This window comes from Streptomyces sp. NPDC046985 (assembly GCF_040644415.1).
Taxonomy (GTDB): domain Bacteria; phylum Actinomycetota; class Actinomycetes; order Streptomycetales; family Streptomycetaceae; genus Streptomyces.
In genome coordinates this window covers 222371-248554 of sequence record NZ_JBEYWK010000004.1, presented here as the reverse complement: position 1 = coordinate 248554, position 26184 = coordinate 222371, and the positions used below count along the sequence as shown (strand labels likewise).

The window sequence follows — 26184 nt, the reverse complement described above, 5'->3', positions numbered from 1 at the left end:
ACACCGTTCGAGGCGGGGAGCCCACCCTCAACGGGGCAGCGACACAGTGAGATCCACTTCGACGAGCTGGCCCTCGAAGCCCAGTTGCGCGACGCCAACCAGCGTGCTGGCGGTGCTGAATGCCGGGCCGATGACCGAGTCGGTGAGTCGCCTTCACGCAGCGCCCAGGGCGCCCGTATCACCGCTGCATACGTAGATCACCGAGCGCACGACATGCTCAGGAAGAGCGCCTACCGCCCCCAGAGCAACCAGTGCATTCGCCGCGACCTGGTCTATCTGGACGTCCAGCGACCCAGACCCAACGAGCGAACCTTCCCGATCAAGCGGGCACTGACCTGCCAGGTAAGCCGTTCTACCGGCCTCGACAACGGTGATGTGGTGATAGCCGGGCGTCGCATGCAGTTGCTCCGGATTGATGCGGGTGATCTTCGGGCTCATGCACGTGAGTCTGACGGCCGAGCCGTCAGCGCGCGCACCGCATTTCGTGAGCCAGCAGACTCCGCACCGACCAGTGGATAAAGAACAAGCTGAACGGCGACAGCAGCGGCCGAATACAAGGCGATCACGCCCGCTGCTTCTCAGCGGGCGTGATCGCCTTGCAGCCGACCGGGCCAGGCTCAGCAGTTGGCTACCCAACGAACCGAGGTGCACTGATCAGGCTGATTGATCGTCAGCCATGGATCAGGATATCGATCACGAAGAGCACCACGCCGATCAGACCAAGGGCGATGCCGACCTGGATGAGCCGTACGGGCAGCTTCTGCCTCCTGCCCGCCATCATGATGTGCACGCATCTACGAAGCCGAGACCTGTGCCGACCAGGCCGATGCCGCCTCCGATGGCTGCCACGGATGCGGGAGTACCCAACCCACCACTGCCGACCGCTCCAGCGAGACCTCCGGCGACGCTGAGGACCCCGCCGACGATCGAAATGCCTCCAGCTATACAACCGAGGGTGCTTGTGCCGGTCGGGTCGGTGGCGTTCACGGGATTGCCAGCGGCGTAGAGGTAGGCATTGTTCTCCTGGCCTGAAGGGTCGGGTTGGGTGAAGCGGCCGAGGGTGGGGTCGTTGTAGCGGGTGCCCATCTTGTACAGGCCGGTCGGGTCGAGGTAGGCGCCGGCGTAGCCGAAGGGCTGGTCGACGGAGGCTGTGTTTCCGGGGCGGGCGTTTCCGGTGGGGCTGTAGTCCCAGCGGCCCTGCTTGGCACCGGAGTTGTCGACCAGGGCGGATGGGGCGCCTTGGTTGTCGGTGAGGTAGTAGTACGGGTTGCCGCCGCTGGTCATGCCGATGAGTGTGCCCGCGGGATCGCGGACGAATCCGGTGCTCTTGCCGGCTGCGGTGGTGGTGGAGATGCCGGTGGGGCCCTGGTCGATGCGGGTGGTGTCGGCGGTGAGGCGGTTGGAGCTGTCGGTGCCGGCGTAGGTGTAGCGGCTGGTGGTGCCGCCGGCGGTGAGGGCGGTGAGCTGGTTGAAGTCGTTGTACGTCTCACCGGTACGCGGAAGCTGCCCGGCGGCCGAGAGCTCGTTGCCGTTCTTGTCGTAGGACCAGCCGGTGGTGTCGCCGTTCATGCCGGTGATCTGGTTGGCCGCGTTGTAGCTGTAGCTGGTCAGGCCGCTGCTCGCGGAGCAGGACGAGGCGGTGCCCGAGGCGGCGGTGAGGTTGCCGGCCTTGTCGTAGCAGTACAGCCAGGAGGCGTTCTTCGTGGAGCCGGCGTCCTCCTGGGCGTAGCTCAGGCGGGACTGGCTGTCGTAGGTGTAGGAGATCGTCTTGCCCGCGCCGGGGTCGGTGCGGGTCTGGATCTGCTCGGTGTCCGTGCCGTCCGCGAGCTTGTAGCTGTAGTTGTAGGTGAACAGCGTCGCGGTCGGGGTGGTCGCCTTGATCTGGGTGGGGCGGTCGGCGTTGTCCCACTGGGCGCTCTGCGTGGCGCCGCCGGGGAGTTTGGTGGCGGTGCGGTTGCCGTCCTCGTCGTAGGTGAAGGTCGTGGACGCGCCGGTCGGGTCCTTCAGCGAGGTGAGGTGGTCGGCTGCGTCGTAGCCGTAGACGGTGGTGCCGCCCGGGTCGGTGAGCGTCTTGAGGTTGCCGGCCGGGTCGTAGCCCTGGGTGTAGGAGGCGCCGTCGGCGAGGGTGCGGGTGGCCTCCCGGCCGAGCCCGTCGTAGGTGTATGTGAGGGCGCCGGAGGCGTCGGTCTGGGTGAGCAGGTTGCCGTCGCGGTCGTAGCCGTAAGCCACCGTCAGGTTCCCGCTGCCGCCGGACGTGGCGACCTTGGTGACGCGGTCGTGGTCGTCGTAGGTGTACGCAGTGGTCACGCCGCGTCCGTCGGTGACGGTGGCGGGGCGGCCCAGCGCGTCGTAGGTGTAGGTGGTGGCGCCCAGCGGCGTGGGGGGTGTGGTCTTGCTGAGGTTGCCCTGGCCGTCGTAGGAGTACGACGTCTTGTTGCCGTTGGCGTCGGTGGCGGTGCAGCGCTGGCCGTCGAAGCCGCCGCAGTCCGCGACGCCTGAGTCGCCCTGGTAGCCGTAGGACAGTTTCGCCCCGTTGGAGACACCGGTGGTGGTGTCCTGGGAGGACATCAGGTTTCCGGAGGTGTCGTAGCTGTAGGTGGTCTTCTTGCCGGACGGGGTGGTCAGGCTGGAGGGCAGGTCGGCCCCGGAGTGGGTGCTGTAGGCGCCGAGCGCCGTGGTGGCGCCGGTGGGCAGTTTCGCCGAGGTCAGGTTGTCGCTGGAGTCCCAGCCGAACGTGGTGGTGTTCTGCGCACCCGTGCCCTGGGCGTTGACGGCCGTGAGCTGGTTGTGGTTCGCGTCGTAGGAGGTCGACCGGGTGTGGGTGAGCGCGTCGACGACCTTGGTGACCTGACCGGAGTCGTCGACCGTGTAGGTCGTGGTGTGGGCGTTCGGGTCCGTGACCTTCGTGGTGCCGGCGGTGGCCCTGGTCGTGGCCGAGTAGGCGTACGTCCAGGTGTCCGTGCCGGTCGGCGCGACGCGCTGGAGGGACGTGATCCGGTTCTGGCTGTCGTAGCCGAACTTCGTCACCCGGCTCTCGGGCGTGGTGACCTGGTTGACGCGTCCCGAGGTGTCGTAGGCGAAGACCGTGGTCCCGCCCGTCACGTCGGTGACGGTCATCTTCGCCGTGCCGGAAGCTACCGCGCCCGACGTCACGTAGGCGACCGTGCGGCCGGAGTTGTCAGTGGCGCTCACGTGCTGCGCGTCGGCGCCGCGGGTCAGGGAGAGCCAGCGGCCTGAGCGGGTGTCGGTGGCCTTGAACCCGGTCACCGCGCCGGAGGCGAGCGTCTGCGCGACGGTGATCTTGTCGCCGTCGCGGTCGGTGACCGCGGTCAGGTTCCCGGACGCGTTGTAGGTGTCCTTCGCCCCGGACTGCGTGTGGGTGAGCGTCCAGGTGCCGTCGCTGTTCTTGGTCAGCGAGGCGTGGTAGCCGGCGGCGTTCTTGTAGGAGTCATCGCTGTTCTGCTTGAAGACCAGCTCCTCGCCGCCCGGTCCGTACGCGGTGACCTTGCGGCTGCCGGCCGTGTCGAGCGTGCGGTCGAAGTCGGCGTACCACTGGGAGCCGAGCGATCCGGCGGGCATCGGGAACGAGGACGCCGAACGCGTCAGCCGCAACGACTGGCCGACCGCGCTCAGGTCGAGGTCGGTGGCGTTGAGGACCAGGTCGCCGTTGGACAGGTTCGGCGAGGCGACCAGGGAGTCGTCCAAGCGCACTGTCCCGTAGCTCTCCCAGGGGATGTTGCCCTGGTCGTGCGGCGTCGGCGCGTAGTTGACGCTGAGGGTCGGGTTGGTGGACATGCGCTTGAACTGGAGTTTGTCGGTCTCGCTGTGCCCGGTCAGCCGCAGGGTCACGGTGCCGTCCCCGTCGGTCGCCACCGCGGGGGTGACGTCGGCGGTGAAGTTCACCGGCCCGTCGCACCCGGCGCCGTTGGCGCCACCGACCTGGGCGGAAGACGCCTGGCTGAACAGGGCGGGCTGCTGGTTCCAGGTCGTGCTCGCACTGATGTGGTCCGTGTTGCGGACGTCGACCTGGTACTTCGTGCACGCGTTGTTCGAGGAGTACACCTCGGTCGCGTTCAGCGTGGCCGTCTTGATGTCCGTGTCCTGGACGTTCTTGACGTCGAACTGGTAGAAAGTCCGCTCGATCCCGGTCGGGGACGACCAGCCCTGGTAGCCGACGCCGAGCCGGGCGCCGGACTCGTTCCAGTGCGACGTGTTCGGATACGCCTGCTGCACGTAGGTGAACGACGGGTTCGACTCCGTCACCGGCTGCCACGACGGATCCACGTACACGGGGTAGCGAGTCTTCGGCGAGGCGAGCATCGCCGCGTCCGGCGTCAGACGGATCGAGCCGTCGCCGCCGAGGGCCACCTTCACCGGCGCGGTCGCCTCACCCGACTCGGGCTCCGGGCCCCCGGCGGCGACCGCCGACGCGGCACGGGCGGCCGCACCGCCCTGCGTCGCAGTGGGCGCCGTGTCCCACATGACCGGCGCCGGAGCGTGGAAGACCGTCTTCCCGGACGCGTCGACCGCTGAGAGGTTGCCCGCCGCGTCCGCGGCCAGCGACACCCCGTCGGTCTCGGCGGTCAGCTTCAGCGTCGCGAGCGCTGGATTCGCCGCCGCCTGGGCCGACTTGACGACCAGGATCTCGGAGAAGCCGCCCTGGCCGTTCGCCGTCATCACCAGATCGACGTCCGGCAGCACATCGGCGTACGTCGCCGTCGCACCCGACACGCTCGGCGCGGGCAGAGCCGTCGGCCACGACACCGACACCGTGCGCCCCTCCTCGTGCAGCACCGCCAGCGGCCCCGAACCCCCACCGGACAGAGCCAGTTCGGAAGAGGCCGTCTTCGGCGCGTACGAACCGTCCGCGGCCTTGACGAGCGTGGCGTCCACATCCGCCCACGAACCGTCCGCCTGCCGCACGCGCACCGGAAGCGGCGACACCGTCTTGGTGAAGGTGCCGTCCGGCTCTGCCTTCGTCGTCGACGTCGCCGTCGTGTCCGACGCTACGTCCACCGCCTTCCCCGAGAACCGGGCCTGCGCCGAAGCCCGGAAGGCAGCCGACGCCGATGCCTTCGAGGCGCCCGGCTTCGTCACCCCCGCGGGCACCGCCGGAGCCACCGGCTTCGGCGCACGGTGCCCCGTCGCCGCTGACGCCGCCCCCAGCGGCGTCAGCGCCCCCAGCACCGCCAACGACGTCACCGCCGCGGCCTGCGCCAATAACCCGAGACGGCGTCCGCGTCTCGGCCCACCCCTGTTGTCCGACACTCCACACATCCTCACTGTTTGTGTTCCTCCCGCACCTGTGTGCGAGGGGCGGCCCTACAGTCACAGGACTCGTGAAGATCCGCAAAAGGTTTTCGGGGTGAGGAAGAAGACAGGAGTGAGACGGCAGATCTGGGGCAGGTTCTAAGGCCGTATCCCACATGGTCAGTTGGCAGTTGTCCTGGGCATGGGGAGTGGACGGTGGGGATGGATTGTTCCGGACGGCTTGTGGGAGATCGCGAGGCCGCTGTTGCCGCTGGCCCGGGTGCGTCCGCAGGGCGGCGGGGTCGCGAACATCGACGATGAGGCGGTCTTCGCCGCGATCGTCTATGTGCTGGTCAGCGGTTGCGCCCGGCGGGCGTTGCCGCCCTGCTTCGGGGCGTCGAAGTCGACGGTCCATCGCCGGTTCGTCATCTGGTCGAGAGCCGGGGTATGGGGTCGGCTGCATCAGAAGGTTCTCCAGCTCCTGGACGAGCGGGACTTGATCGATCTGTCCCGGGCGTTCCTGGACTCCGCGCCCGTCCGCGTTAAAAAAGGGGGGCGAACTCACAGGTCTGAGCCCCGTGGATCGAGGCAGGCCCGGTTCCAGGATGCATGTCCTGTCCGACGCGGACGGACTGCCCCTACGCGGCGGAGTCTCCGCCGCCAACACTCACGACAGCCAGGCCCTGAAGCCGATGCTGTCCCGTTTCCACAGGGGACACGAATCCCACGCGACCGATTCCAAGCCTCAACGCCTTCATGCGGACAAGGCGTACGACACGCCTCACCTGCGGCGATGGCTCTGGGGCAAGCACATCGGCGTCCGCATCGCACGCAAGGGCGTCGAGTCCAGCGAGCGGCTCGGCCGCCGCAGATGGGTCATCGAACGCACCATGTCCTGGCTCACTGGCTACCGCAGACTCAACCACCGCTACGAGCGGAGACCAGGCAACTACCTGGCCTTCCTCGGCATGGCAGCCGCTCTCTGCTGCTACAAACGGTTCCTCAAACTGACCATGTAGGACACGGTCTAAAGACGCCGAATACCTCCTCCAGCGGCACAGGAAAAGGCTCACTCAACCGCATCCCGCTGTACACGAGCACGTCTGCAGACAGCCCATTGCACTTCCACTGCCAGCCCCCCATCGCAGGTCCGTGACTCTTCCGGAGGGGCTCCGTGCAATCTCTCGCGATGCCACCACGGGTAGTCCTCGAAGGTCACAAACCGCAGCGGCTCCAGCACCGCCGCCGCGTCACAGTCAGCGCGGGTGAACCCAGCCGCTCCACCATCCAGCCCAGTCGACGCCGACAACGCCGCTGGCGCCGCTCCGGCACACCGGCTTGACGGGGGTGTCAACGCTGATTCTCGGCGTTCGACGGGTCGACGCGGACTTTCACGGAGGCAGGTAGCGCCACCGCTTCGGTTCCCGTAAGGGCCTGTGCACGAGGCCACTTGGACAGGGAAATCGCAACTTCGACATGGCTCGCAGAGGCAGCTACCTTCATCTGGTCTTCGGCGGTCGCCACGGTCGCACTGGGGCTCTTTCAGGCTGGGCCAGCCGCGACGGGATGAGTCGGTCACGGCCCGCTGACCCTCGCACCCGTGCGTAAGCCACCGAACCGGGTCCGTGTCAGGCAGCCCCAAGCAGGGAGAGACGCATGCCCCATCTCGCTCTTTACACATTCGGAGTCCTGAAGTCACCTCTCGCCGATCCCGCACCTCTCACGCGCGAGTTCTACGACATCGGTGAGACCGTCTACCGGAACATCAGTCGGCACCCCGGATACCTCGCTCGCGCTGAAGCGGCAGACGGTGACCGGGGCGCGCTCTTCGAGGCGGACTGGGGTGCATGGGGAGAGTTCGCCGTACCGACTTGGTACGGCAAGGGCCGCACGGCGAAAACCACCGCCCTGGCCGTGACCCTCTCGCTCTGGACCGACCTGCGCCCCGCCTTCGACGCCGTCTACACCGGTCTGCACCGTGAGGCGCTGAACAGGCGTTACGACTGGTTCGAGAGGACAGGACACCCGAATTACGTGTTCTGGTGGGTCTCCGACGGCGTGACACCCACCTGGCAGGACGGGGTTCTCAGGCTGGAGCACCTCCACGACCACGGCCCCGCGCCGCACGCCTTCACCTTCCACGACTCGTTCGCCCCGGACGGAACTCCGGCCGGGGGCGAAGGCATCGGGCCGAAGAGCGACCAGGTGCGCTGACAAGAAAGCAAGAAAGCCTGAACGACTGGATTCGCTGTCACACGCCTCGATCATGTGCGGATGCCTCCGCAAGTCACCTCACGGCGCCTCCATGCCTCACCCAGCCGGTGACCGACACACGACGCGTGCACCCGGGCGAGCCAGCCCGCGTACAGGGCTTGAAGCGGAGAGCGAGAGGCTGGCGGCTATTTCCCGTCGGCTGGCAGGAGTTCGGTGGCGAAGCGAGGCGCCAGGTCGGCTGCGGTCCTGCGTCGCTGGTCCTGTTGTTCGTCACTCAGGTGCGGAGGCGGCGAGTTCGGACTGTCCACCGGGTCCCCGCACAGTGCGAAGTACTCCTCCTGACCGGCAGGAGTGCACATGCACAGCATCCGGGCCGGTCGGCCGGAGTTGTTCCGGAAGTGGTGCGGTGCGTTGGCGGGGATGTTGACCGTCGATCCGGCGGCGACCCTTCGCGTCTCGCCGCGGAAGATGAAGTCGATCTCTCCTTCGAGGAGGGTGAACATCTCCTCGAAGTCGTGGCGATGCGGCGGCGGCCCCCCTCCGGCCGGCACTTGCATGTCGATGAGGCAGTAGCGCCCGGCGGTCTGCCGACCGGTCACGAGGATCGAATAAATGTTTCCCGCCAACGCGATGTGAGCCACATCAGGTGACTCCGGCTCGGCCACCAGCAGTTCTCGCGCGGGGTCGTCGTCGGGCAGTGGCGTAGGCGCAGAAGCCGGACTGGTCATGGCCTGCCTCCGGTGTAGTGAGGTCGCGCGGGCGGCGACGATGGTTTCCGCCGATGTCGGAGGCCGTCGGAGGCGACCGACGACCCAAGACGCCGGGCCATGAGCCCGCGGCGCCCGCGGCGACCTGCTCGGCAAGATACTCCTCGACGGTGCAGGGCGTGCGACCGAGCAGAGTGGTCAGGACCAGGGAGTTTCCGCAGCGAAAACCATATTGGTCGTAGCGCGCGATCATCGCCCGCAGTCCGTCACGCACGGAATCCGGTGCATCGACGGGGAAACCCCGACGTCCAGATCGAATGCTTGCGCCTCAACAGGAACTCCCAGTGAGGTGGAAAGACAGTCGACAGGCCCCTGCTGACGAAGCGGACACTCTTGTCCGTATACACGAAAGCGTAGGTCGCGCCCTCACCACTGTCCACACCACGCCAATGCTCGCGAAGGCGAGAACGTGCTCGGCTTCGTGCTCGCGGTGGCGGTGCGGGCGTCGGCATTTGGCGAGCCAGGCCATCGTGCGCTCAGACGATCTTTGAAGGCGGACCCCGGGCATTCTTCCGTCGCGGGGCGTGCGGGCGAGTTCTGGGGCCGGGCCGTGGCGGGTCACGGGGTGGCGTGTGCGAGCAGCCGGTCGAGCAGGTGGCGGAGTGTCGGGGCGTCCTCCTTGCCCAGTGCCAGCTCGATCTTCTCTTGAGCCGCCTCCCAGCCGGGGTAGCCGCGTTCTATGCGTGCCACACCGGCCGGGGCGACGCCCCGGTCGGCGGGCTCATCATGCCCGGCAAACGCCGGGCGTACATGTGCGACAAGAACTACCAGGTCCTACGCGACCGCCTCATGATCTGGATCGATTTCTCGGACTTCTCCGCCGACTGAAGGACCCGGGAGTGGATGGCGGCGGCGCGGGGTGCTGACCGAGTGCGATCGATCAGTGCCGCCACCCGCCCCTCGTGAGGAAGACCTTCCCGGTGCCGCGCGGGCGGAGCCCCGGTCGGCCCAGCGGCTGGTCTCGACGTCATCCGATACGGACGAACGTGCCCATATCGGTGTAGGCTCGGGGTACTCGACGCCCTCGGCAACCGGATGCCGGTGGGACTCCCGGGATCTCGTGAGGATCGCCACCGTGGGGCCGTACGGCGCGCGTTACCTCGCGAGGCGCCTTGTGCCGTGACAAAGGTCCTGTCGGTTGCGTCCGACGTGCGGCGCGGGCCTTAGCGGCATATGCCAGCCGTTCCCCATGAACACCGCAGGAGGGAACCCCTACCTCATGAGGCTCGCCCCCGGTCGTCCACGAGCGGCGCGAGAGCGGACCGGGTCTGTCGACCGGGAAAGTCGGCCACCGTCTGCGCGCCGCGCGACAGCGGGGCTGCACCCTCACCGGTCGCAGGGAAGGGACCACGCGTGGACGAGATGACGACGCCCAAGAACTTCGAACGGCACTACGCCGATGTGAACGGCACGCGGCTCAGTTACCTGCGAGGTGGATCCGGGCCACCCCTGCTCCTTCTCCACGGGTGGCCGCAGACGGCACTGGCGTGGCGGGATGTCCTCGAGCCTCTGGCCGCCGGCGGCTATACCGTCATCGCACCCGATCTCCGCGGTCTGGGCCAGTCAGAGCACGCGGAGGACGGCTACGACAAGGACAACCAGAGCGAGGACATGCGCCAACTGATCCGCGCGCTCGGCTTCGGCCCGCACGTCCGGGTCGTCGGCCATGACATCGGCGGCATGGTCGCTTTCTCCTTCGCACGCCTGCACCCGGACGAACTGGACCGCCTGGTACTCATCGACCTCGCTGTCCCCGGCTTCGGTCTGGAGCAGGCCATGGACGTGGCTCATGGCGGCCGTTGGCACTTCGGCCTGTTCATGGCGCCCAAGGTGCCGGAGCTTCTCTTCGACGGCCATGAACACGCCTTCTTCCAGCTCTGGTTCCCCAGCCTGGCCGCCGACTCCACCCCGTTCACCGCCGACGTCATCGAGGAAGTCACCCGGTACTACTCAGGGGAAGAGGCCCTGCGCTGCGGATTCGAGCACTACCGCACCTTGCTGGCCGATGGACGGACCAACCGGTCCTGGGGCGACGCAGGCAACAAACTCACCATGCCGGTCCTCGCGATCGGAGGCGAGCACGCGGCCGGGGCCCGGCTCGGCGAGAGCCTGAGCGCGATCGCAGACTCTGTCCGGACGGAAGTAGTGCGAGGAAGTGGGCACTTCGTGCCCGAAGAGCGTCCGACGGACCTGGTCAGAACCCTCACGGAATTCCTCGGCTGACGCGACGCGTCGCAGGGCACACACTCAGGCCGACAGCCTACGAGGTCCGTCCGCCACCACGGGTGATGCACATGGTCACGCTTCTGCTGGGCGGTGCAGAACGGCCGCCCGGCATTCGTCCTCCCTGCGCCGCGAGGAGCCGTAGACATGGCCGGCCTCGGCGGCGTCGACGGGCGCACGAGGACGCCGACAATCCCGTGCTCGTGCAAGAGCGACTGGAGTGCACGCGCCCGGAAGGCCCACTGCCGACACGGCCACGAGTACATGTCGAAGAGCGTATGCCTGGGCTCTCGTCGGCAGGTCCGGCGGCGCCGGGGCGGGGCAAGGCCCGCTGCTCCACCCCGGCGAGGTGACATCTCATGGCAGATGAGAGGGTCAGGCGGGTGAGTGAGACACCGATGAACGCCCTGCAATACCGCTTTGACGGGCCGGAAGAAGCCCCGGTCCTGATCCTCGGTCCCTCACTGGGTACCACATGGCACATGTCGTAGAAGCCGTCCACGGGCGTCCAGTCGGTCCAGGGTGAGTGCGTAAGTCTAGGTCAGAGCCCTGTGGCGTGAGTGCGTCCGCGGGGTTGGTGACCCGCCCGTGATCGTTTGTGATCGCTCGTGACAGGTGAGGGTCCCTCTTCGGCTTGCTCCGGCGGGGGCCTGCGTACACGGGGAGCTGATGCGACGCCCCCCCCGCCGGCTTGCTGCGGCGGGGCGTCGTCGTGCAGATATTCCGTTGATGTTGCGGGCGTCAGGCACTCAGGCCGGGCGGGTGTCAGTCCAAGAGGTCGAGGCTCTGCTGACCAGGGCCGGGGGTGCGTCGAGACTTCCGCGGCGGTTTCGGTTCCTTGGTTGCGTAGGCAGGTACGGGCAGGATGCCCTCGCCTCGTAGGTCGTCGGTGGTGATGAGCGGGCCGCTGCTCACGGCGTCCAGCAGCCGGGCCTGTCGGGGTTCGAGGGCTACGAGGAGCCCGAGCGCGTTGATGAGGTCAAGCAGGTCAACGGTCCACCCGGCAGGCCAGGTCGGGGGCAGGATGTCGTTCAACGGGGTCTGTCGTTCCACGTCTGGCTTGCGTTTGCGGAAGCTGAACCACTTGCGGATCACCTGTACCCCGCCGATCCGATAGTCCCAGACTTCTGGCGCCACCGGACGTATGCAGCCCGTGCCCACTGTGAGGGTTCGTGTGGACGCGTCGTAGGAGATGTCCTCAGGTAACCCGTCGTCCTCTCCGATCACGACGACGCATTCCGGTTGTTCCTCCGGGGGAAGCCTCGGGGACGAGCCAGGTGAACTGTCGTGGTGGCAGGCGAAGCGCTGGCCATACGTGTGGATCCACACCGTGCGCCTGCCCACTTCCACGAGCTCCGCCCATAGAGCCGGGTCGCGTGTTATAGGGATACGGGCACCGCGCTCGGCGAGGTTCGCGGCGAAGCGGCGGGTGTAGCCGCTGTGGCCGGCTGTCCCCGCGATGTACGCGAAGAGGTCCTCGGCGGTGACCGTCACGCCGTGCGTCTTGGTGAGCAGCCGCAGCAGGCCAGGGGTGACGTTTGGTTCAGCCTGGTGAGGGTGGCGGTAGAGAGGGGCAACGCGGCCGCCTTCGGTGCCTTTGAAGTGGTGCATGTCGGGCAGTAGGGCAGTGAAACTCACCGCCGGCCCCGGACGGCCTGATTCCGTGTGGAGTTCGGATAGGTAGATCTGACGCTGGTCGTTGTGGGCGAACCACAAGGCCGGTCGCGGAAAGTCGATCACTCGCCTGTCCGCGATGATGTACTGCCTGTCGAAGGTCATCCGGCCGTAGGGAACAGTGACCGGCACCGTCTCCTTCTCCGCGGCAAGGCTTTCCCTTTCCTGCTGCCCGGGCAGTGGCGGTTCCGGCTTATCCGGACGGCGGTCTCTGGTGGTTTTCAGCAGTGCGGCCTTGTCCTCCGCTGGGGCTTGGACGAGCCTGCGCCACCGGCTCTCCAGAACGTCCCGGCTGGGTGAGACGGGCCAGTTGCGGTTGTTCTTGTTGCCGGAGCTCGTCCAGGGCAGCAGGGCGTCCACCGGTGGCATTGCCGACCACTCGGAGTCGGACGTGACGTGAAAGGGCGCGGTCCACTGTGTGGGGCAGAGCTGCCAGGAGGTCCCTCCGCGATGGCCGTCGAGGCCAAGCCCTTCCAGCCAGTCGAACTTCTCCTCGCGTGTGCCCGCGGGGACGTCGAGTCGCCAGACCCGCGCCGGTGTACCCGTGTCCGGGGCGCCATGGTGGACGAAGACGGCGATGCAGATCTCTCGCTTGACATCCTGGAAGACACGGGTGCGCGTGTCGGAGTAGGCGCCCTCGGGGGAGAGACCGATGACCCAGCCCTCGTCGGCGACCTCGCGCAGGTAGTGGCGCATGCCGGCCGAGCCCTCGCTGTCCAGGTATCCGGAGTTGGTGATGAGGGCGACGATCCCGCTGGGGGCCTTCGGTGCTCCCGAGGCGGTCAACTGGTCGAAGACCTTCCAGGTGGACCACGCCCAGAAGTAGACGTAGAGGTTGTCGAGGGCGTATCCGACTCGTCCGTTGTCCTCAGGGTGGAAGCGGGCGAGGATCGGGCCCTGGCCGTTCGGGTTGCCCTCGGTGACCCAGCGTCCGACGCCCGACTGTCTCGCACCCCGCAGGTAGGGCGGGTTGCCGATGACCACCATGACCTTCTCGTCCGCCTTGATCTTGTTCGCCATTCGGCGGTGGCGGGCGATCGCCTCGTACATGAAGCCCAGGTGGTGCTCGACGGCGGGATCGTCGAGTGTGTCGGCCACCAGAAGCCTCGGCGGGCGGCGCGTGATGTCGGCGTCGTGGGACCGGAAGGCGTGGTGCACACGGAGTTCGGCGACGGCGTACGGCCCGGTCTGTTTCTCCAGCCCGACCAGTCGGCCCGAGAGCTCCCGGAGAAGCCCGGACTTGAGCGTGCTGCCGTACTTCAGTGACAGGGACTTGGCGACGTGGTCGATGATGTTGATGAGGAAGGTCCCGGTGCCCATGGCCGGATCGACGACGGTGACGTCCTCGCTTCCGTAGCCGTCCTCCTGGCCGAGCCGGTCACGCAGCACCTCGTCGGTGAAGCCGACCATGAAGCGGACGACCTCGCCAGCCGTGTAGTAAGTACCCGTCCGCCGTCGCAGTTCCGGGTCGTAGGCGCTCAGAAAGCCCTCGTACAGGTGGAGGTAGGCGTCTCCGGTCTCGTCCTTGAACATCTCGGGGTGGACGGCCGATAAGACGTCGATCAGTGGGTCGATGATGCCCCGCAGATCGTCGAGGGCGTCGTCCGTCAGCACCGCCAGCGCCTTGCCCATCAAAGAATGCCGCTTGCCCAGTCGGATCGCGACCTCGGGAAGCGTGAGCCTGCCCAGATCAATGTGCTCAAGACGAGCCAGCAGCATGGCAAACGTCAGCGTCTGACTGTATTGGTCCGCGAACTCCTCCGGGCGAGCATCGGGAAAGAGCAGGTCCTTCCAGTTGTCGGCCAGGATCGAGAACGCAGCGTCAGCCTCCCCGTGCTCCTCGCGGGTGAGGCGTTCGGTGACCTCGTCACGCAGCAGGGCGCAGATTCCCGCGATGCGCTTGACCAGTTCGTTGATGCTGTCGTGGACGATGGGCGCCGGCAGGAAGAAGTGCGTGAGGGCGCGCTCGAACCCGGTGTCCGCGACGACGAGTTGCCGGCTACCGGAATCAAGGTCTCCGACCAGGATTCCGGTGGGGCCGACCTGTACGCCGAAACGGTAGACCGCCCACTGGTATCCGTCGGTGTACAGCACATTGTGGAGTGCCTTGATCTTCTCCCACTGCTTGCGGTCGTGGCTCTTCACCGACCACTTCTCCGGGTCGGCCCCCGAGCCCGGCTGCTTCAGCTCGACGTGCCCTATGGTCCTGCCGCCGCAGGCGATGGCGAAGTCGGGCCGGATCCCGAGTTCCTTGATGCGACTCTGACCGTGGACGATGAGCTTGAGGCGTTGCCGCGAGGCCATGCCGCGCAGCAGATGCTCCACCGGCGCGGTCAGGCTGTCCTCCTTACTGCTGACCGCCCCTGCGGGACCTTGCAGCTTGGTCCTGACCTCCTGGCCGAACTGGGCGACGAGGTTCGCGACCGATCCGGTCGTGCCCTTTCCCGCCCAGACGTCCCCTCTTGCCATCGGCCCCCCAAGGTTGCACCCATGCCGACGATCAGACCCATACAGAATGCCCATGACATCCCAAGCAGCAAACGCCGTGGATGTAGGTTGATTGGTGATATGTCGCCAAAGACTCGCCGACGGAGGTGGGTTGGAGCGTGAGCCGGGAGTGCATCCCGGGCGTGCGTCAGCGTGCGGAGCGCAATCGGTGGACGGCACGGCGATCTTGCAGGCACGCTGGGGGCGATCGCGGGGAGCTGCGTGCGTCAAACGAAGCCATCATGGCTGCGGGGCTCCTGGTGATGTCCCCGTTGCTGCTCTCGGAGATCGACCGCGTGGCCACGCGCGAGCTCGGCGTGAAGCGGCGCTCAGCGCGGTCGACGACATCCGACATTGGGTGCTGCAAGGTGTGGGAAGAGTCAGGCGCCAAGGATGCCGTCGGCTCGACCATGACCATCGCTGACGGTGGCTACCCGGGCACAGGGCTGGTGATGCCCCATCGGCGCCGCAAGGGCGAGGAGGTGCCGGGCTGGAAACAGGCACACAACAGGTCTCACAAGCAGGTCCGCGCCCGCGTCGAGCATGTCTTTGCCCGCATGAAGACCTGGAAGATCCTCCGCGATTGCCGCCTCAAAGGCGATGGAGTGCACCACGCCATGCTCGGCATCGCACGGATGCACAACCTCGCTCTCGCCGGATAGGCCACAGCCGAACAGCCGCCCCATGCCCGAGACCACTCCGAGATCATTTACGGGACAGCCCCTAGCTCGGCTGTATGGCCAGATGGAGGCGGACTCGTGGAGCCCCTGTTGGCGTGGTCACGGAGCCGTGCTGGATGGCCTATACCTGGACTGTCGTCGACAAGCCGGGTGGTACCGGAGCGCCGCGCATCGCCAGGGCCACCCCGGCGAGGTGACATCTCATGACAGATGAGAGGGTCAGGCGGGTGAGTGAGACACCGATGAACGCCCTGCAATACCGCTTTGACGGGCCGGAAGAAGCCCCGGTCCTGATCCTCGGTCCCTCACTGGGTACCACATGGCATATGTGGGACCGCCAAGTCCCGGAGCTGACCAAGCAGTGGCGTGTCTTCCGGTACGACCTGCCGGGCCACGGCGGCGCGGCCGCGTATCCGGCGGGATCGGTGGGCGAGTTGACTGCCCGGCTGCTGGCCACTCTGGACGCCCTGGGCGTGCAGCGCTTCGGCTACGCGGGCTGCGCGCTCGGCGGCGCGGTCGGCGTCGAGCTGGCCCTGCGGCGCCCCGAGCGGGTGGCCTCCCTCGCCCTGATCGCCGCCTCGCCCCGGTTCGGCACGGCCGACGAGTTCCGCCAGCGCGGGGTGATCGTCCGGACGAACGGGCTCGACCCCATCGCCCGCACCTCCCCGGACCGCTGGTTCACCCGGGGTTTCGCCGCCGCCCAGCCCGCGATCACCGACTGGGCCGTGCAGATGGTGCGCACCACCGATCCGGGCTGCTACATCGCCGCCTGCGAGGCGCTGGCCGCCTTCGACGTACGGCCTGAACTCGGCCGGATCGGCGTGCCCGCGCTCGTCCTGGTCGGCTCGGAAGACCAGGTGACCGGCCCCGCCGAGGCCCGCACCCTGGTCGCCGGAATCCGGGACGCCCGTCTCGCGGTCGTGCCGGGCGCCTCCCACCTGGTGCCGGTGGAGCAGCCCGGCGCCGTCACCGACCTGCTGGTGCGGCACTTCTCCACCGCCTGGCAGCCCGCCTTGGAATTCGGCACCGGTCAGATGGCGGTCCTCGCCGCGCCCGCCAAGCCCCTTCCCGCCATGCCGCCGCAGACGCCGCAGCTCGCGCCGATCGCCGAGATCGCCCCCGCGCCCCTGCCGCCCCGGGGCACGAGGCGCCCGGACGCGTACGACGCCGGACTCAAGATCCGCCGCGAGGTGCTGGGCGACGCGCACGTCGACCGGGAGCTGGCGCAGGCCGACGACTTCTCCGCCGACTTCCAGGAGTTCCTCACCCGCTGCGCCTGGGGCGAGATCTGGGACCGGCCCGGCCTGGACCGGCGCAGCCGGAGCTGCGTCGCCCTGACCGCGCTCATCGCCGGCGGCCACCTCGACGAGCTGGCCGCCCACACCCGGGCCGCCCTGCGCAACGGCCTCACCCCGGACGAGATCAAGGAGGTGCTGCTCCAGACCGCGGTCTTCGCCGGCATGCCCGCCGCGGGCAGCGCCTTCCGGGTGGTCCAGCGCGTCATACAGGAGGAGACGACGCCCTCAGAGTGACGGGAGTGACGGGAGTGATGGGAGTGGCGGGAGTGACCGGGGTTGACGGTGACCAGGGCACCTGGTGACCGGGGGACTGGGCGGCCGGAGTGGTCGAGTGCCGGGCGTGCACCGGACGTCGATCGACGTGCACCCGACGTCACCGGCGTGCACCCGCCGTCACCGGCGCCCACCCGACGTCACCCGCGTGCGCCGGACATGACCGGCGTACGCCCGTGCACACCGGCTCGCGTCGTTCACCGGCCGCGCCCGCGCGGCAGGATGGAACGTATGAGGTTCACGAAGAAGTCGCATAGCTGTATCGCCCTGGAGAAGGACGGCCGGCGGCTGGTCGTCGATCCCGGGAACTTCAGCGAGGAGGACGCCGCGGTCGGCGCGGAGGCGATCCTGATCACCCACGAGCACGCGGACCACTTCGACGAGGGCCGGCTGCGCGCCGCGATGGAGGCCGATCCCGGCGCCGAGATCTGGACGCTGAAGTCGGTGGCCGACCAGATCGCGGCGGCCTTCCCGGGGCGCGTGCACACGGTGGGCCACGGCGACGCCTTCACCGCGGCGGGCTTCGACGTCCAGGTGCACGGCGAGCTGCACGCGGTGATCCACCCGGACATCCCGCGCATCACCAACATCGGCTTCCTGGTCGACGACGGCAAGGTCTTCCACCCCGGCGACGCGCTCACCGTCCCCGACCGGCCGGTCGAGACGCTGATGCTCCCGGTGATGGCGCCGTGGAACAAGATCGCCGAGGTGATCGACTACCTGCGCGAGGTGCGTCCGCGGCGCGCGTACGACGTGCACGACGCGCTCCTGACGGACCTCGCGCGCCCCGTCTACGACCGCCAGATCGGCGCCCTGGCCCCGGCGGACCACCTGCGGCTGGCGCCGGGCGGGTCCGCGGATCTCTGAGCGCGGCTGTACAGGTCCGAGCCCGGCCGTAGAGGTCTGTGCGCGACCAGGGAGACCTTTGCGCGACCAGGGAGACCTGCGGGCGGCCACGGAGACCTGGGCGCGGACGGAGGTGCGAGCGCGGTCGCCGGGCGGACGGCGTTGTCAGTCCCGCCCGGTAGGTTGTGGTGCATGCGCATCGCGACCTGGAACGTGAACTCGATCACCGCCCGTCTGCCCAGGCTGCTGGCCTGGCTGGAGAGCAGCGGCACCGACGTGGTCTGCCTTCAGGAGGCCAAGGTGGCCGAGGAGCAGTTCCCCTTCGGACCGCTGCGCGATCTCGGCTACGAGGCGGCGGTGCACGCCACCGGCCGGTGGAACGGCGTGGCGGTGCTCTCCCGGGTCGGCCTGGAGGACGTCGTCAAAGGTTTGCCCGGCGACCCCGGCTACGAGGGCGTCCAGGAGCCCCGCGCCGTCTCCGCGACCTGCGGCCCGGTCCGCGTCTGGTCGGTGTACGTGCCCAACGGCCGCGAGGTGGACCACCCGCACTACGCGTACAAGCTCCAGTGGTTCGAGGCTTTGAAGGCGGCCGTCGCGGGCGACGCCGGCGGCAGCCGCCCCTTCGCCGTCCTCGGCGACTACAACGTGGCGCCGACCGACGACGACGTCTACGACCGGGCCGCCTTCGAGGGGGCCACCCACGTCACCCCGGCCGAGCGCGCCGCCCTCGCCGACCTGCGCGAGGCCGGCCTCGCGGACGTGGTCCCGCGGCCCCTGAAGTACGACCGCCCGTTCACCTACTGGGACTACCGCCAGCTCTGCTTCCCCAAGAACCGGGGCATGCGCATCGACCTGGTGTACGGCAACGAGCCCTTCGCCAAGGCGGTCTCCGACGCCTACGTGGACCGCGAGGAGCGCAAGGGCAAGGGCGCCTCCGACCACGCGCCCGTCGTCGTCGACCTGGAGGTGTAGCCGCACCTCACACCGGCGGCGGCCCCATGGTGCGCTCGGCCGGTCGCGTGCCACGCTGGAGCCATGAAGATCCCGTTCGTGAGCGACTGGCGCAAGAAGCGCGCACCGGCCCTCGGCTTCGCCGTGCTCTCGGCGGGCGACGAGGTCCCGGACCCGGACGGCCTGGCCGACCTGCTGTCCTCGTGCGAGCTGCTGCGCGTCCAGGCGTCCCAGGCCGACGTGCCGCTCGACGAGTCGGAGGCGTCGCTGGAAGCGCTCGACCAGCTCCTGCCGAGCTGGCGGGACGACGTCGAGAAGATGTCGTGGTTGGGCAACGACGCGGGCCTGTACCTGGGGACCGTCATCGTGCGCACCGTGCCCGGCGCGGTCTGGGAGGTCTGGCCCAACGGACATCCGATCGTACGACTGTCCTCTGGACGGGAGTTCGACGTCGTCGCGTACGGACACGCCTGGGCGGACAGCGGGGCGCCCGGACTGTCCCAGCGCTACGCGGAGATCTCGGAGACCTGAAGCCGGATCCGGTGGCGACGCGGGTGGACGCCGCAGGGGCTGCCTCGACTACGATGTGCCGTTCATGGCCGTCACAGGGGACAGCGGCCCAACGGAGCCATACCCGGCCGGCGGCAGCCGGAGATCACTCCTCGCGCGGCGGGGCGGACCGCCACCGCGGGCCGTTCCCGGCGAGGGAGAAGGTCAGCTGCGCGCCGGACGGGTAGTGCTCGATCCGCCGCCGACCGCAGGCCGCGACTCCCCCCTCCGGTGGCCGAGCTGCACTCCTTTGGCGCAATGGGCTTCTGCGGTGACCGACCGGCTGGTCAGGGCGCCCACGCCGTCGCGGGCGACGGACCCCACGAGAAGGGCGGCGCCGTCCTGCACCGCGGTTCCTCTCAGCCGGTCACCGCACACCGGCCAGAGTGCTGGAGGGTGGGGGCCCTCCCGGCAGGCGCCGCCCCTCCCGGCAGGCGCCGCCCCTTGCAGCACACCTCGGGCCACGCCGCCGCTCACCCACACCCGTCCGGAGCCGCACCGGCGTTCGAAACGTGCCCGGACGAGCGGAAAATGCGGATGCGTCCTCGTACTCCTGACGAGACCATGGCAATCTACTAGGCTGCGCGGACGGTCAGCCGACCGGCCCGCATACCAGCGTGGAGGTGCGCATGCGTCGCCCTGTCGCACGGAAACTGGCGGTCGTAGCGGTCTCGGCCGCCGTGGTGTCGGTAGGCGCCGCCTCGCCCCCGACCGCACCCGGCGCCGGGACCGCGCACAAGGAACGGAAGACCCCCGTGGCCGTCGGCTACGGGGGAGCCGTCGCCAGCGTGGACCAGGACGCCACCGCGGCCGGCATCGAGGTGCTGCGGGAGGGGGGCAACGCCGTCGACGCGGCGGTCGCCACCGCCGCCGCCCTGGGCGTCACCGAGCCGTACTCCGCGGGCATCGGCGGAGGCGGCTACTTCGTCTACTACGACGCCCGCAGCCGTACCGTCCGCACCCTCGACGGCCGCGAGACCGCGCCGCGGACCGCCGACTCCCGTCTCTTCACCGAGAACGGCAAGCCGCTCCCCTTCGGCGACGCGGTCAGCAGCGGCCTGAGCGTCGGCGTTCCCGGCACCGCCGCCACCTGGCAGCGGGCGCTGGAGCAGTGGGGCACCCGGCGGCTCGGCGCCGTCCTGAAGCCCGCCGAGCGGCTCGCCCGCGACGGCTTCACCGTGGACGACACCTTCCGCTCGCAGACCGCGGCCAACGAGACCCGCTTCCGTTACTTCCCGGACACCGCGAAGCTGTTCCTGCCCGGCGGGAAGCTCCCCGCGGTCGGCGCCGTGTTCAAGAACCCCGACCTGGCCCGCACCTACCGCGAGCTGGCCCGCGACGGCGTCGGCGCGCTCTACCGCGGCGACCTGGGGCGGGACGTCGTCAAGACGGTCAACCACCCGCCGGTCGACCCGGGTTCGGGATGGAAGGCCCGGCCGGGCAAGCTGTCCGCCGCGGACCTCGCCTCCTACGGCGTCAAAGCCCAGGCGCCCACCCGCACGTCCTACCGCGGGCTCGACGTCTACTCGATCGCGCCCTCCTCCTCCGGCGGCACCACGGTCGGCGAAGCGCTCAACATCCTGGAGGACACCGACCTTTCGAAGGCGAGCGAGACGCAGTACCTGCACCACTTCATCGAGGCGAGCCGGATCGCCTTCGCGGACCGGGGACGCTGGGTCGGCGACCCGGCCTTCGAGAACGTGCCGACCAAGCAGCTCCTGTCCCAGCGGTTCGCCGACTCCCGGGCCTGCCTGATCAAGGACAACGCGGTCCTCACCAGCCCGCTCGCCCCCGGCGACCCGCGCCACCCCGCCGCCTGCGGCGCCGCCGCCCCGGCGGTCCGCACGACCTACGAGGGGGACGACACCACGCATCTGACGGTCGCCGACCGCTGGGGCGACGTCGTCTCGTACACCCTCACCATCGAGCAGACCGGCGGCAGCGCCATGACCGTCCCGCACCGGGGGTTCCTGCTCAACAACGAGCTGACGGACTTCTCCTTCGTCCCGGCTGATCCGGCCGTGCACGACCCGAACCTTCCCGGCCCCGGCAAGCGCCCGCGCTCGTCGATCTCGCCGACGATCGTGCTGGACCGGCACAACCGGCCCGTAGTGGCGCTCGGTTCGCCCGGCGGCGCGACCATCATCACCACCGTGCTCCAGACCCTGACGGAGTTCCTCGACCGGCGCCTCCCGCTGGTCGACGCCATCGCCGCCCCCCGCGCCAGCCAGCGCAACGCGGCCAAGACAGAACTCGAACCCGCCCTGTACGACAGCCCGTTGCGCAAGCGTCTGGAGGCGATCGGCCACTCCTTCACGCTCAACCCGGAGATCGGCGCGGCCACCGGCGTGCAGCGCCTCCCGGACGGCAGGTGGCGGGCGGCGGCCGAGATGACGCGCAGGGGCGGCGGCTCCGCCATGGTGGTGTCGCCGTCGCCCTGATCCCCCCGGCCGACGCAACGGCGGCCAGCGCGTTCGCGCACAGCGGCGCACAGCGGCGGGGCCCCTCTCCCGGTCCGGGAGAGGGGCCCCGCCGTGCTCGCTCGGTCGGGTGTCGCGGCCCGCTCAGTCGGCGGGCGCGGGCGCGGCGTCGGAGGCCGACTCCTGCTCCTCCTGGGTGCGGAAGACCAGCGAGCCGTCCGCCACGTCCACCGTCACCCGGCTGCCCTCGCCGACCCGGCCGTCCAAGAGCAGCCGGGAGAGCTGGTTGTCGACCTCTCGCTGGATCACGCGGCGCAGCGGACGGGCGCCGTACTCCGGCTGGTAGCCGCGCTGGGCCAGCCAGTCCACCGCCCCGTCGGTGAAATCGATCGCGACGTCCTGGGCGTGCATCAGCCGACGCGTCTGCCCCAGCAGCAGATCGGTGATCTGCCGCAACTGCTCGGCGGTGAGCTGGCGGAAGACGACGATCTCGTCGATGCGGTTGAGGAACTCGGGCCGGAAGTGCTCGCGCAGCGGACGCAGGATCTGCTCGCGCCGCGCCTCCTCGTCGGCCTCGGCGCCGCCCGGACCGAACCCGATGCCCGCCCCGCGCCGGGTGATCGCTTCGGAGCCGAGGTTGCTGGTCATCACGATGACCGTGTTGGCGAAGTCCACCGTGCGGCCCTGGGAGTCGGTGAGCCGCCCGTCGTCGAGCACCTGGAGCAGGATGTTGAAGACGTCCGGATGGGCCTTCTCCACCTCGTCCAGCAGCAGCAGCGAGTACGGGTGCCGGCGCACCACCTCGGTGAGCTGTCCGGCCTCCTCGTGGCCCACGTAGCCGGGCGGGGCTCCCACCAGGCGGCTGACGGTGTGCCGTTCCTGGTACTCGCTCATGTCCAGGCGGACCATGCGCTCCTCGCTGCCGAACAGGGCCTCGGCGAGCGCGCGGGCCAGCTCGGTCTTGCCGACGCCGGTGGGGCCGAGGAACAGGAAGCTGCCGATCGGCCGGTCGGGGCTGGCCAGTCCGGCCCGCGAGCGCAGCACCGCGTCCGCGACCACGGCGACTGCCTCCACCTGGCCGACCACGCGCCGGTGCAGATGGTCCTCCAGTCCGAGCAGCCGCTCCTTCTCCTCCTCGGTGAGGCGGCTGACGGGGATGCCCGTCAGCCGGGACACCACCTCGGCGACGGCCTCCGCGGTGACCTCCAGGTGCTGCCCCTCGTCCGCCTCCTCGTTGCCGTCGGCCTGCCCGATGCGCTCTTTCAACTCGGCGATGCGGTCGCGCAGTTCCGTGGCCTGCTCGTACCGCTCGCCCGTCACCGCCTGGTCCTTGTCGTAGACGAGCTGGTCGACCTCGCGTTCCAGGGCGCGCACGTCCGTGCCCTTGGTCCGGGCCCGCAGCCGCACCCGGGCGCCGGCCTGGTCGATCAGGTCGATCGCCTTGTCCGGCAGGCGCCGGTCGGTCAGGTACCGGTCGGACAGCTCGACGGCGGCCACCAGCGCCTCGTCGGTGAAGCGCACCTGGTGGTGGGCCTCGTAGCGGTCGCGCAGCCCGCGCAGGATCTCCATGGCGTCCGCCGCCGACGGCTCGGGCACCAGGATCGGCTGGAAGCGGCGGGCCAGCGCCGCGTCTTTCTCGATCCGGCGGTACTCCTCCAGCGTGGTCGCGCCGACGACGTGCAAGTCGCCGCGGGCGAGAGCGGGTTTGAGGATGTTGCCCGCGTCCATCGCGCCGCCCTCGCCGCCGGACCCGGCGCCGACCACCGTGTGCATCTCGTCGATGAAGACGATCAGCCGGTCGGAGTGCGTGCGGATCTCGGTGACGATGTTGTTCAGGCGTTCCTCGAAGTCGCCCCGGTAGCGGGTGCCCGCGACCACGCTCGTCAGGTCCAGGGCCACCACCCGGCCGCCGACCAGGGTGTCGGGCACGTCGCCGTCGGCGATGCGCTGCGCCAGGCCCTCGACGATGGCCGTCTTGCCCACGCCCGCGTCGCCGATCAGCACGGGGTTGTTCTTGCCGCGCCGGGAGAGCACCTCGATGGTCTGCTCGATCTCCTGGTCGCGCCCGATCACCGGGTCGATGCGCCCCTGCCGGGCCGACTCGGTCAGATCGCGGCCGTACTTGTCCAGGGTGGGCGTCCCGGTCGGCCGCTGCCGCTCGGCGCCGGGCGGCGCACTCGTGTCCGCCGTCTCGGGCGGCTTGCCGGACGCGGCGAAGCGGGCCGCGTTCAGGATGTGTCCGGCCGCGGAGTCGGGGTTGGCGGCGAGCGCGCTGAGCACGTGCTCGGGTCCGATGTACCCGGCGCCGCTGGCCCGCGCCATGTCGTGCGCGTCGAGAAGGGCGCGCTTGACGGCCGGGGTGAGCGAGAGCGCGGTGGGCGGGGGCGTCTCGCCCGGCGGCCCCTGAAGGGGCCCGGAGCGCTCGTCGATCTTGTTGGCCATCGAGTCCGGATCCGCGCCGGCCCGGCTGAGCAGGCTGCGGGTCGGTTCGGTGGTGAGCGCCGCGCGCAGCAGATGCTCGGTGTCCAGGTCCCGGCTGCCGTGGTCGGCGGCGTACTGCGCCGCGCCCTTGACGAGTTCCCGGGCGGGTTGGTTGAGCAGCCTGCCGATGTCGACCTGCCGGGGACCGGGACGCGATCCCGAGCCGCCGAAGAAGCGGGCGAAGAATTCGCCGAAGGGGTCGCCCTCCGGGCCGATGAAGCCGCTGGTCATCGTGTTCCGTTCCTTCGCTGACGACGTGCTCCCGCCGGGTGACCCGGTTGAGCCGCGGTCCTGCCACGATGACACGATCCGATCCGGCGGGCACGTCGGAACGCCGCGTTCCGCCGGGGGCGGCGGGCCACTGGGAGCGCCGCGGCGCCGGGGGGATCCGGAGCGCCGATCGCCGTCCCGGGCATGAGGTCCCTGGCGTCGATCCGCCCTCCGCGGCACGGCGACGCGGCAGGTCGGCGCCCCTCCCTCCGCCGCGTCGGAACCGAAGCGCCGACCCCCTGCCCGCCGGGTGAGAATGCGGGGCGAGAGCGCGGGATGAGGTTCCGGCTGCCCGGCGCGCCGCGCCTACCGCGCCGTGAGGATCCTGGGCCCCGATTCGGTGATCGCCACCGTGTGCTCGACGTGGGCCGCGCGGGCGCCGCCGTTCGTCCGCAGCGTCCAGCCGTCCGGAGCGGCGTGGTAGCCGTCCGTGCCGTCGGCGATCAGCATGGGCTCGATCGCCAGCACCATGCCGTGCCGCAGGGGCAGGCCCCGGCCGGGGCGCCCCTCGTTCGGGACCCCCGGGTCCTCGTGCATCCGGCGGCCCACGCCGTGACCGCCGAAGCCGTCCGGGATGCCGTAGCCCGCCGCGCGGCACACCGAGCCGACGGCGTGCGCGATGTCCCCGATGCGGTTGCCGACCACGGCCGCGTCGATGCCCGCCGCCAGCGCCCGCTCGGCGGTCTCGATCAGCCGCAGGTCCGCTCGGCGCGGCCGCCCGACGACCAGGCTGGTCGCCGAGTCGCCGACCCAGCCGCCCAGCTCCGCGCCGAAGTCGAGGGACAGCAGGTCGCCGTCGCGCAGCCGGTACCCGGTCGGCACGCCGTGCACGATCGCGTCGTTCACGGAGGCGCAGAGCACGGCCGGGAACGGCGCCGGGGCGAAGGAGGGCCGGTAGCCGAGGAACGGCGACGTTGCGCCCGCCTCGCGCAGCACCTCCCGGGCCAGTGCGTCCAGTTCCAGCAGGGAGACGCCCACGCCGGCGGCGTCGCGCAGTGCGGCGAGCGCCCGCCCCACCACCTGGCCGGCTTCGTGCATGGCGTCGATCGATGCGTCCGTCTTCAGTTCCACCATGCCAATTACTATACCGGTATTTGAATCGCGCTACGATGGCCGCATGGTGCGCACCCCCCTGACCCCCGAGGAGCGCGAGCGCGGCGAGCGGCTCGGGCGGCTGCTGCGCGCGGCGCGCGGCGACCGCAGCATGGCCGAGATCGCCGCGCGCGCGGGCCTCTCGGCGGAGACCCTGCGCAAGATCGAGACCGGCCGCGCGCCGACGCCCGCCTTCTTCACCGTGGCCGCGCTGGCCCGCTCCCTCGACCTGTCGATGGACGAGCTGGCGGGACGGTGCGCGCTGGCGGAGGTCTGACGCGGGGGAGTGCCGTGTCCGGCGGGGGAGCGGGCCGCAGCGGCGCCGTGTCCCCCGGGGCGCGGGTGCGAGCCCGCACGAGGGCCGGGTGCGAGCCCGCACAAGGGCCGGGTGCGAGCCCGCACAAGGGCCGAGTGCGAGCCTCCACGCTGGCCGGGTGGGAGTCCCCATGAGGGCCGGGTGCGAGCCCCCACGAGGGCCCTGTCCACCGGGAGGCGCGCGGCCGAGCATGCCGTCCCCGACCGCGAGTCGTGAGGGCGGGGAAGGCCCGTCCCCGCACCCCCGGCACGGGCCCCGCGCGGCGTCACCCCCGCTCACCCACCGGAGTGCGAAACACGATCGACTCGGCGGCTTCACGGCGATGGTCTTGGCAACGCCGTCGCGGAGGCTTACGTTCGACCCGCCAGGCCCTGTCGTCGAACCTCCCGCCCG

Annotated in this window: 15 protein-coding genes and 3 pseudogenes; 11 read left to right on the top strand and 7 right to left on the bottom strand. The window is 69.8% G+C overall.

Annotated elements, in window-relative coordinates:
• Positions 1–27: 27 nt before the first annotated feature.
• Positions 28–438, bottom strand: a pseudogene (locus tag ABZ861_RS07195) (RidA family protein).
• Between the two features lie 339 nt (positions 439–777).
• Entirely contained in the window at positions 778–5016 is a 4239-nt protein-coding gene (locus tag ABZ861_RS07190; protein WP_361625051.1) for an RHS repeat-associated core domain-containing protein, read from the bottom strand.
• Positions 5017–5452: 436 nt separating this feature from the next.
• On the opposite strand from ABZ861_RS07190, the gene ABZ861_RS07185 reads away from it, so the two are divergent.
• Both ABZ861_RS07185 and ABZ861_RS07180 read left to right on the top strand, forming a co-directional pair.
• A protein-coding gene (locus ABZ861_RS07185; protein WP_361625048.1) for an IS5 family transposase occupies positions 5453–6269 on the top strand; the annotation gives its coding sequence in 2 pieces (ribosomal slippage) (positions 5453–5794 and positions 5796–6269; 816 coding nt in all).
• 637 nt (positions 6270–6906) lie between these two features.
• A complete protein-coding gene (locus tag ABZ861_RS07180; protein ID WP_361625045.1) occupies positions 6907–7464 on the top strand; it encodes a DUF3291 domain-containing protein in 558 nt (185 codons plus the stop codon).
• A 185-nt stretch (positions 7465–7649) separates the two neighbouring features.
• Here the strand turns inward: ABZ861_RS07180 and ABZ861_RS07175 are convergent, their stop codons facing one another.
• Positions 7650–8192, bottom strand: a complete 543-nt coding sequence (locus tag ABZ861_RS07175; protein WP_361625042.1) for a cupin domain-containing protein — start codon at positions 8190–8192, stop codon at positions 7650–7652.
• Positions 8193–8789: 597 nt separating this feature from the next.
• On the bottom strand, positions 8790–8921 hold the full coding sequence (locus ABZ861_RS07170; protein WP_361625039.1) for a hypothetical protein: 132 nt from the start codon (positions 8919–8921) through the stop codon (positions 8790–8792).
• Positions 8922–9593: 672 nt separating this feature from the next.
• Here ABZ861_RS07170 and ABZ861_RS07165 point away from each other — a divergent pair.
• Entirely contained in the window at positions 9594–10454 is an 861-nt protein-coding gene (locus tag ABZ861_RS07165) for an alpha/beta hydrolase (protein WP_361625347.1), read from the top strand.
• A gap of 765 nt (positions 10455–11219) precedes the next feature.
• On the opposite strand, the gene ABZ861_RS07160 is transcribed toward ABZ861_RS07165, so the two are convergent.
• A complete protein-coding gene (locus ABZ861_RS07160) occupies positions 11220–14651 on the bottom strand; it encodes a type ISP restriction/modification enzyme (protein WP_361625036.1) in 3432 nt (1143 codons plus the stop codon).
• A gap of 188 nt (positions 14652–14839) precedes the next feature.
• On the opposite strand from ABZ861_RS07160, the pseudogene ABZ861_RS07155 reads away from it, so the two are divergent.
• The 7 genes and pseudogenes from ABZ861_RS07155 to ggt form a co-directional block, all read left to right on the top strand.
• Positions 14840–14985, top strand: a pseudogene (locus ABZ861_RS07155) (VapC toxin family PIN domain ribonuclease); the annotation flags it as partial.
• Positions 14981–15277: pseudogene (locus tag ABZ861_RS07150) on the top strand (transposase family protein); the annotation flags it as partial. The pseudogenes ABZ861_RS07155 and ABZ861_RS07150, both read left to right, overlap by 5 nt.
• A 245-nt stretch (positions 15278–15522) precedes the next feature.
• Positions 15523–16827, top strand: coding sequence for an alpha/beta fold hydrolase (locus ABZ861_RS07145; RefSeq protein ID WP_361625033.1), 1305 nt, complete (start codon positions 15523–15525; stop codon positions 16825–16827).
• 270 nt (positions 16828–17097) lie between these two features.
• Positions 17098–17733 (top strand): MBL fold metallo-hydrolase, encoded by a 636-nt coding sequence (locus tag ABZ861_RS07140; protein ID WP_361625030.1) that lies wholly within the window; start codon positions 17098–17100, stop codon positions 17731–17733.
• Positions 17734–17904: 171 nt separating this feature from the next.
• A complete protein-coding gene (locus tag ABZ861_RS07135; RefSeq protein WP_361625027.1) occupies positions 17905–18684 on the top strand; it encodes an exodeoxyribonuclease III in 780 nt (259 codons plus the stop codon).
• A 63-nt stretch (positions 18685–18747) separates the two neighbouring features.
• Positions 18748–19194 (top strand): DUF6278 family protein, encoded by a 447-nt coding sequence (locus ABZ861_RS07130; protein WP_361625024.1) that lies wholly within the window; start codon positions 18748–18750, stop codon positions 19192–19194.
• A gap of 647 nt (positions 19195–19841) precedes the next feature.
• Positions 19842–21653: a gamma-glutamyltransferase gene (gene ggt, locus ABZ861_RS07125; RefSeq protein WP_361625021.1), complete on the top strand. Its 1812-nt coding sequence runs from the start codon at positions 19842–19844 to the stop codon at positions 21651–21653.
• 123 nt (positions 21654–21776) lie between these two features.
• Here ggt and ABZ861_RS07120 read toward each other — a convergent pair whose 3' ends face one another.
• A complete protein-coding gene (locus tag ABZ861_RS07120) occupies positions 21777–24344 on the bottom strand; it encodes an ATP-dependent Clp protease ATP-binding subunit (protein ID WP_361625018.1) in 2568 nt (855 codons plus the stop codon).
• 345 nt (positions 24345–24689) lie between these two features.
• A complete protein-coding gene (gene map / locus ABZ861_RS07115; protein WP_361625015.1) occupies positions 24690–25457 on the bottom strand; it encodes a type I methionyl aminopeptidase in 768 nt (255 codons plus the stop codon).
• A gap of 43 nt (positions 25458–25500) precedes the next feature.
• Here map and ABZ861_RS07110 point away from each other — a divergent pair, with 43 nt between their 5' ends.
• Complete coding sequence (locus tag ABZ861_RS07110) at positions 25501–25752, top strand: helix-turn-helix transcriptional regulator (protein ID WP_361625012.1); 252 nt, start codon at positions 25501–25503, stop codon at positions 25750–25752.
• Positions 25753–26184: the final 432 nt, after the last annotated feature.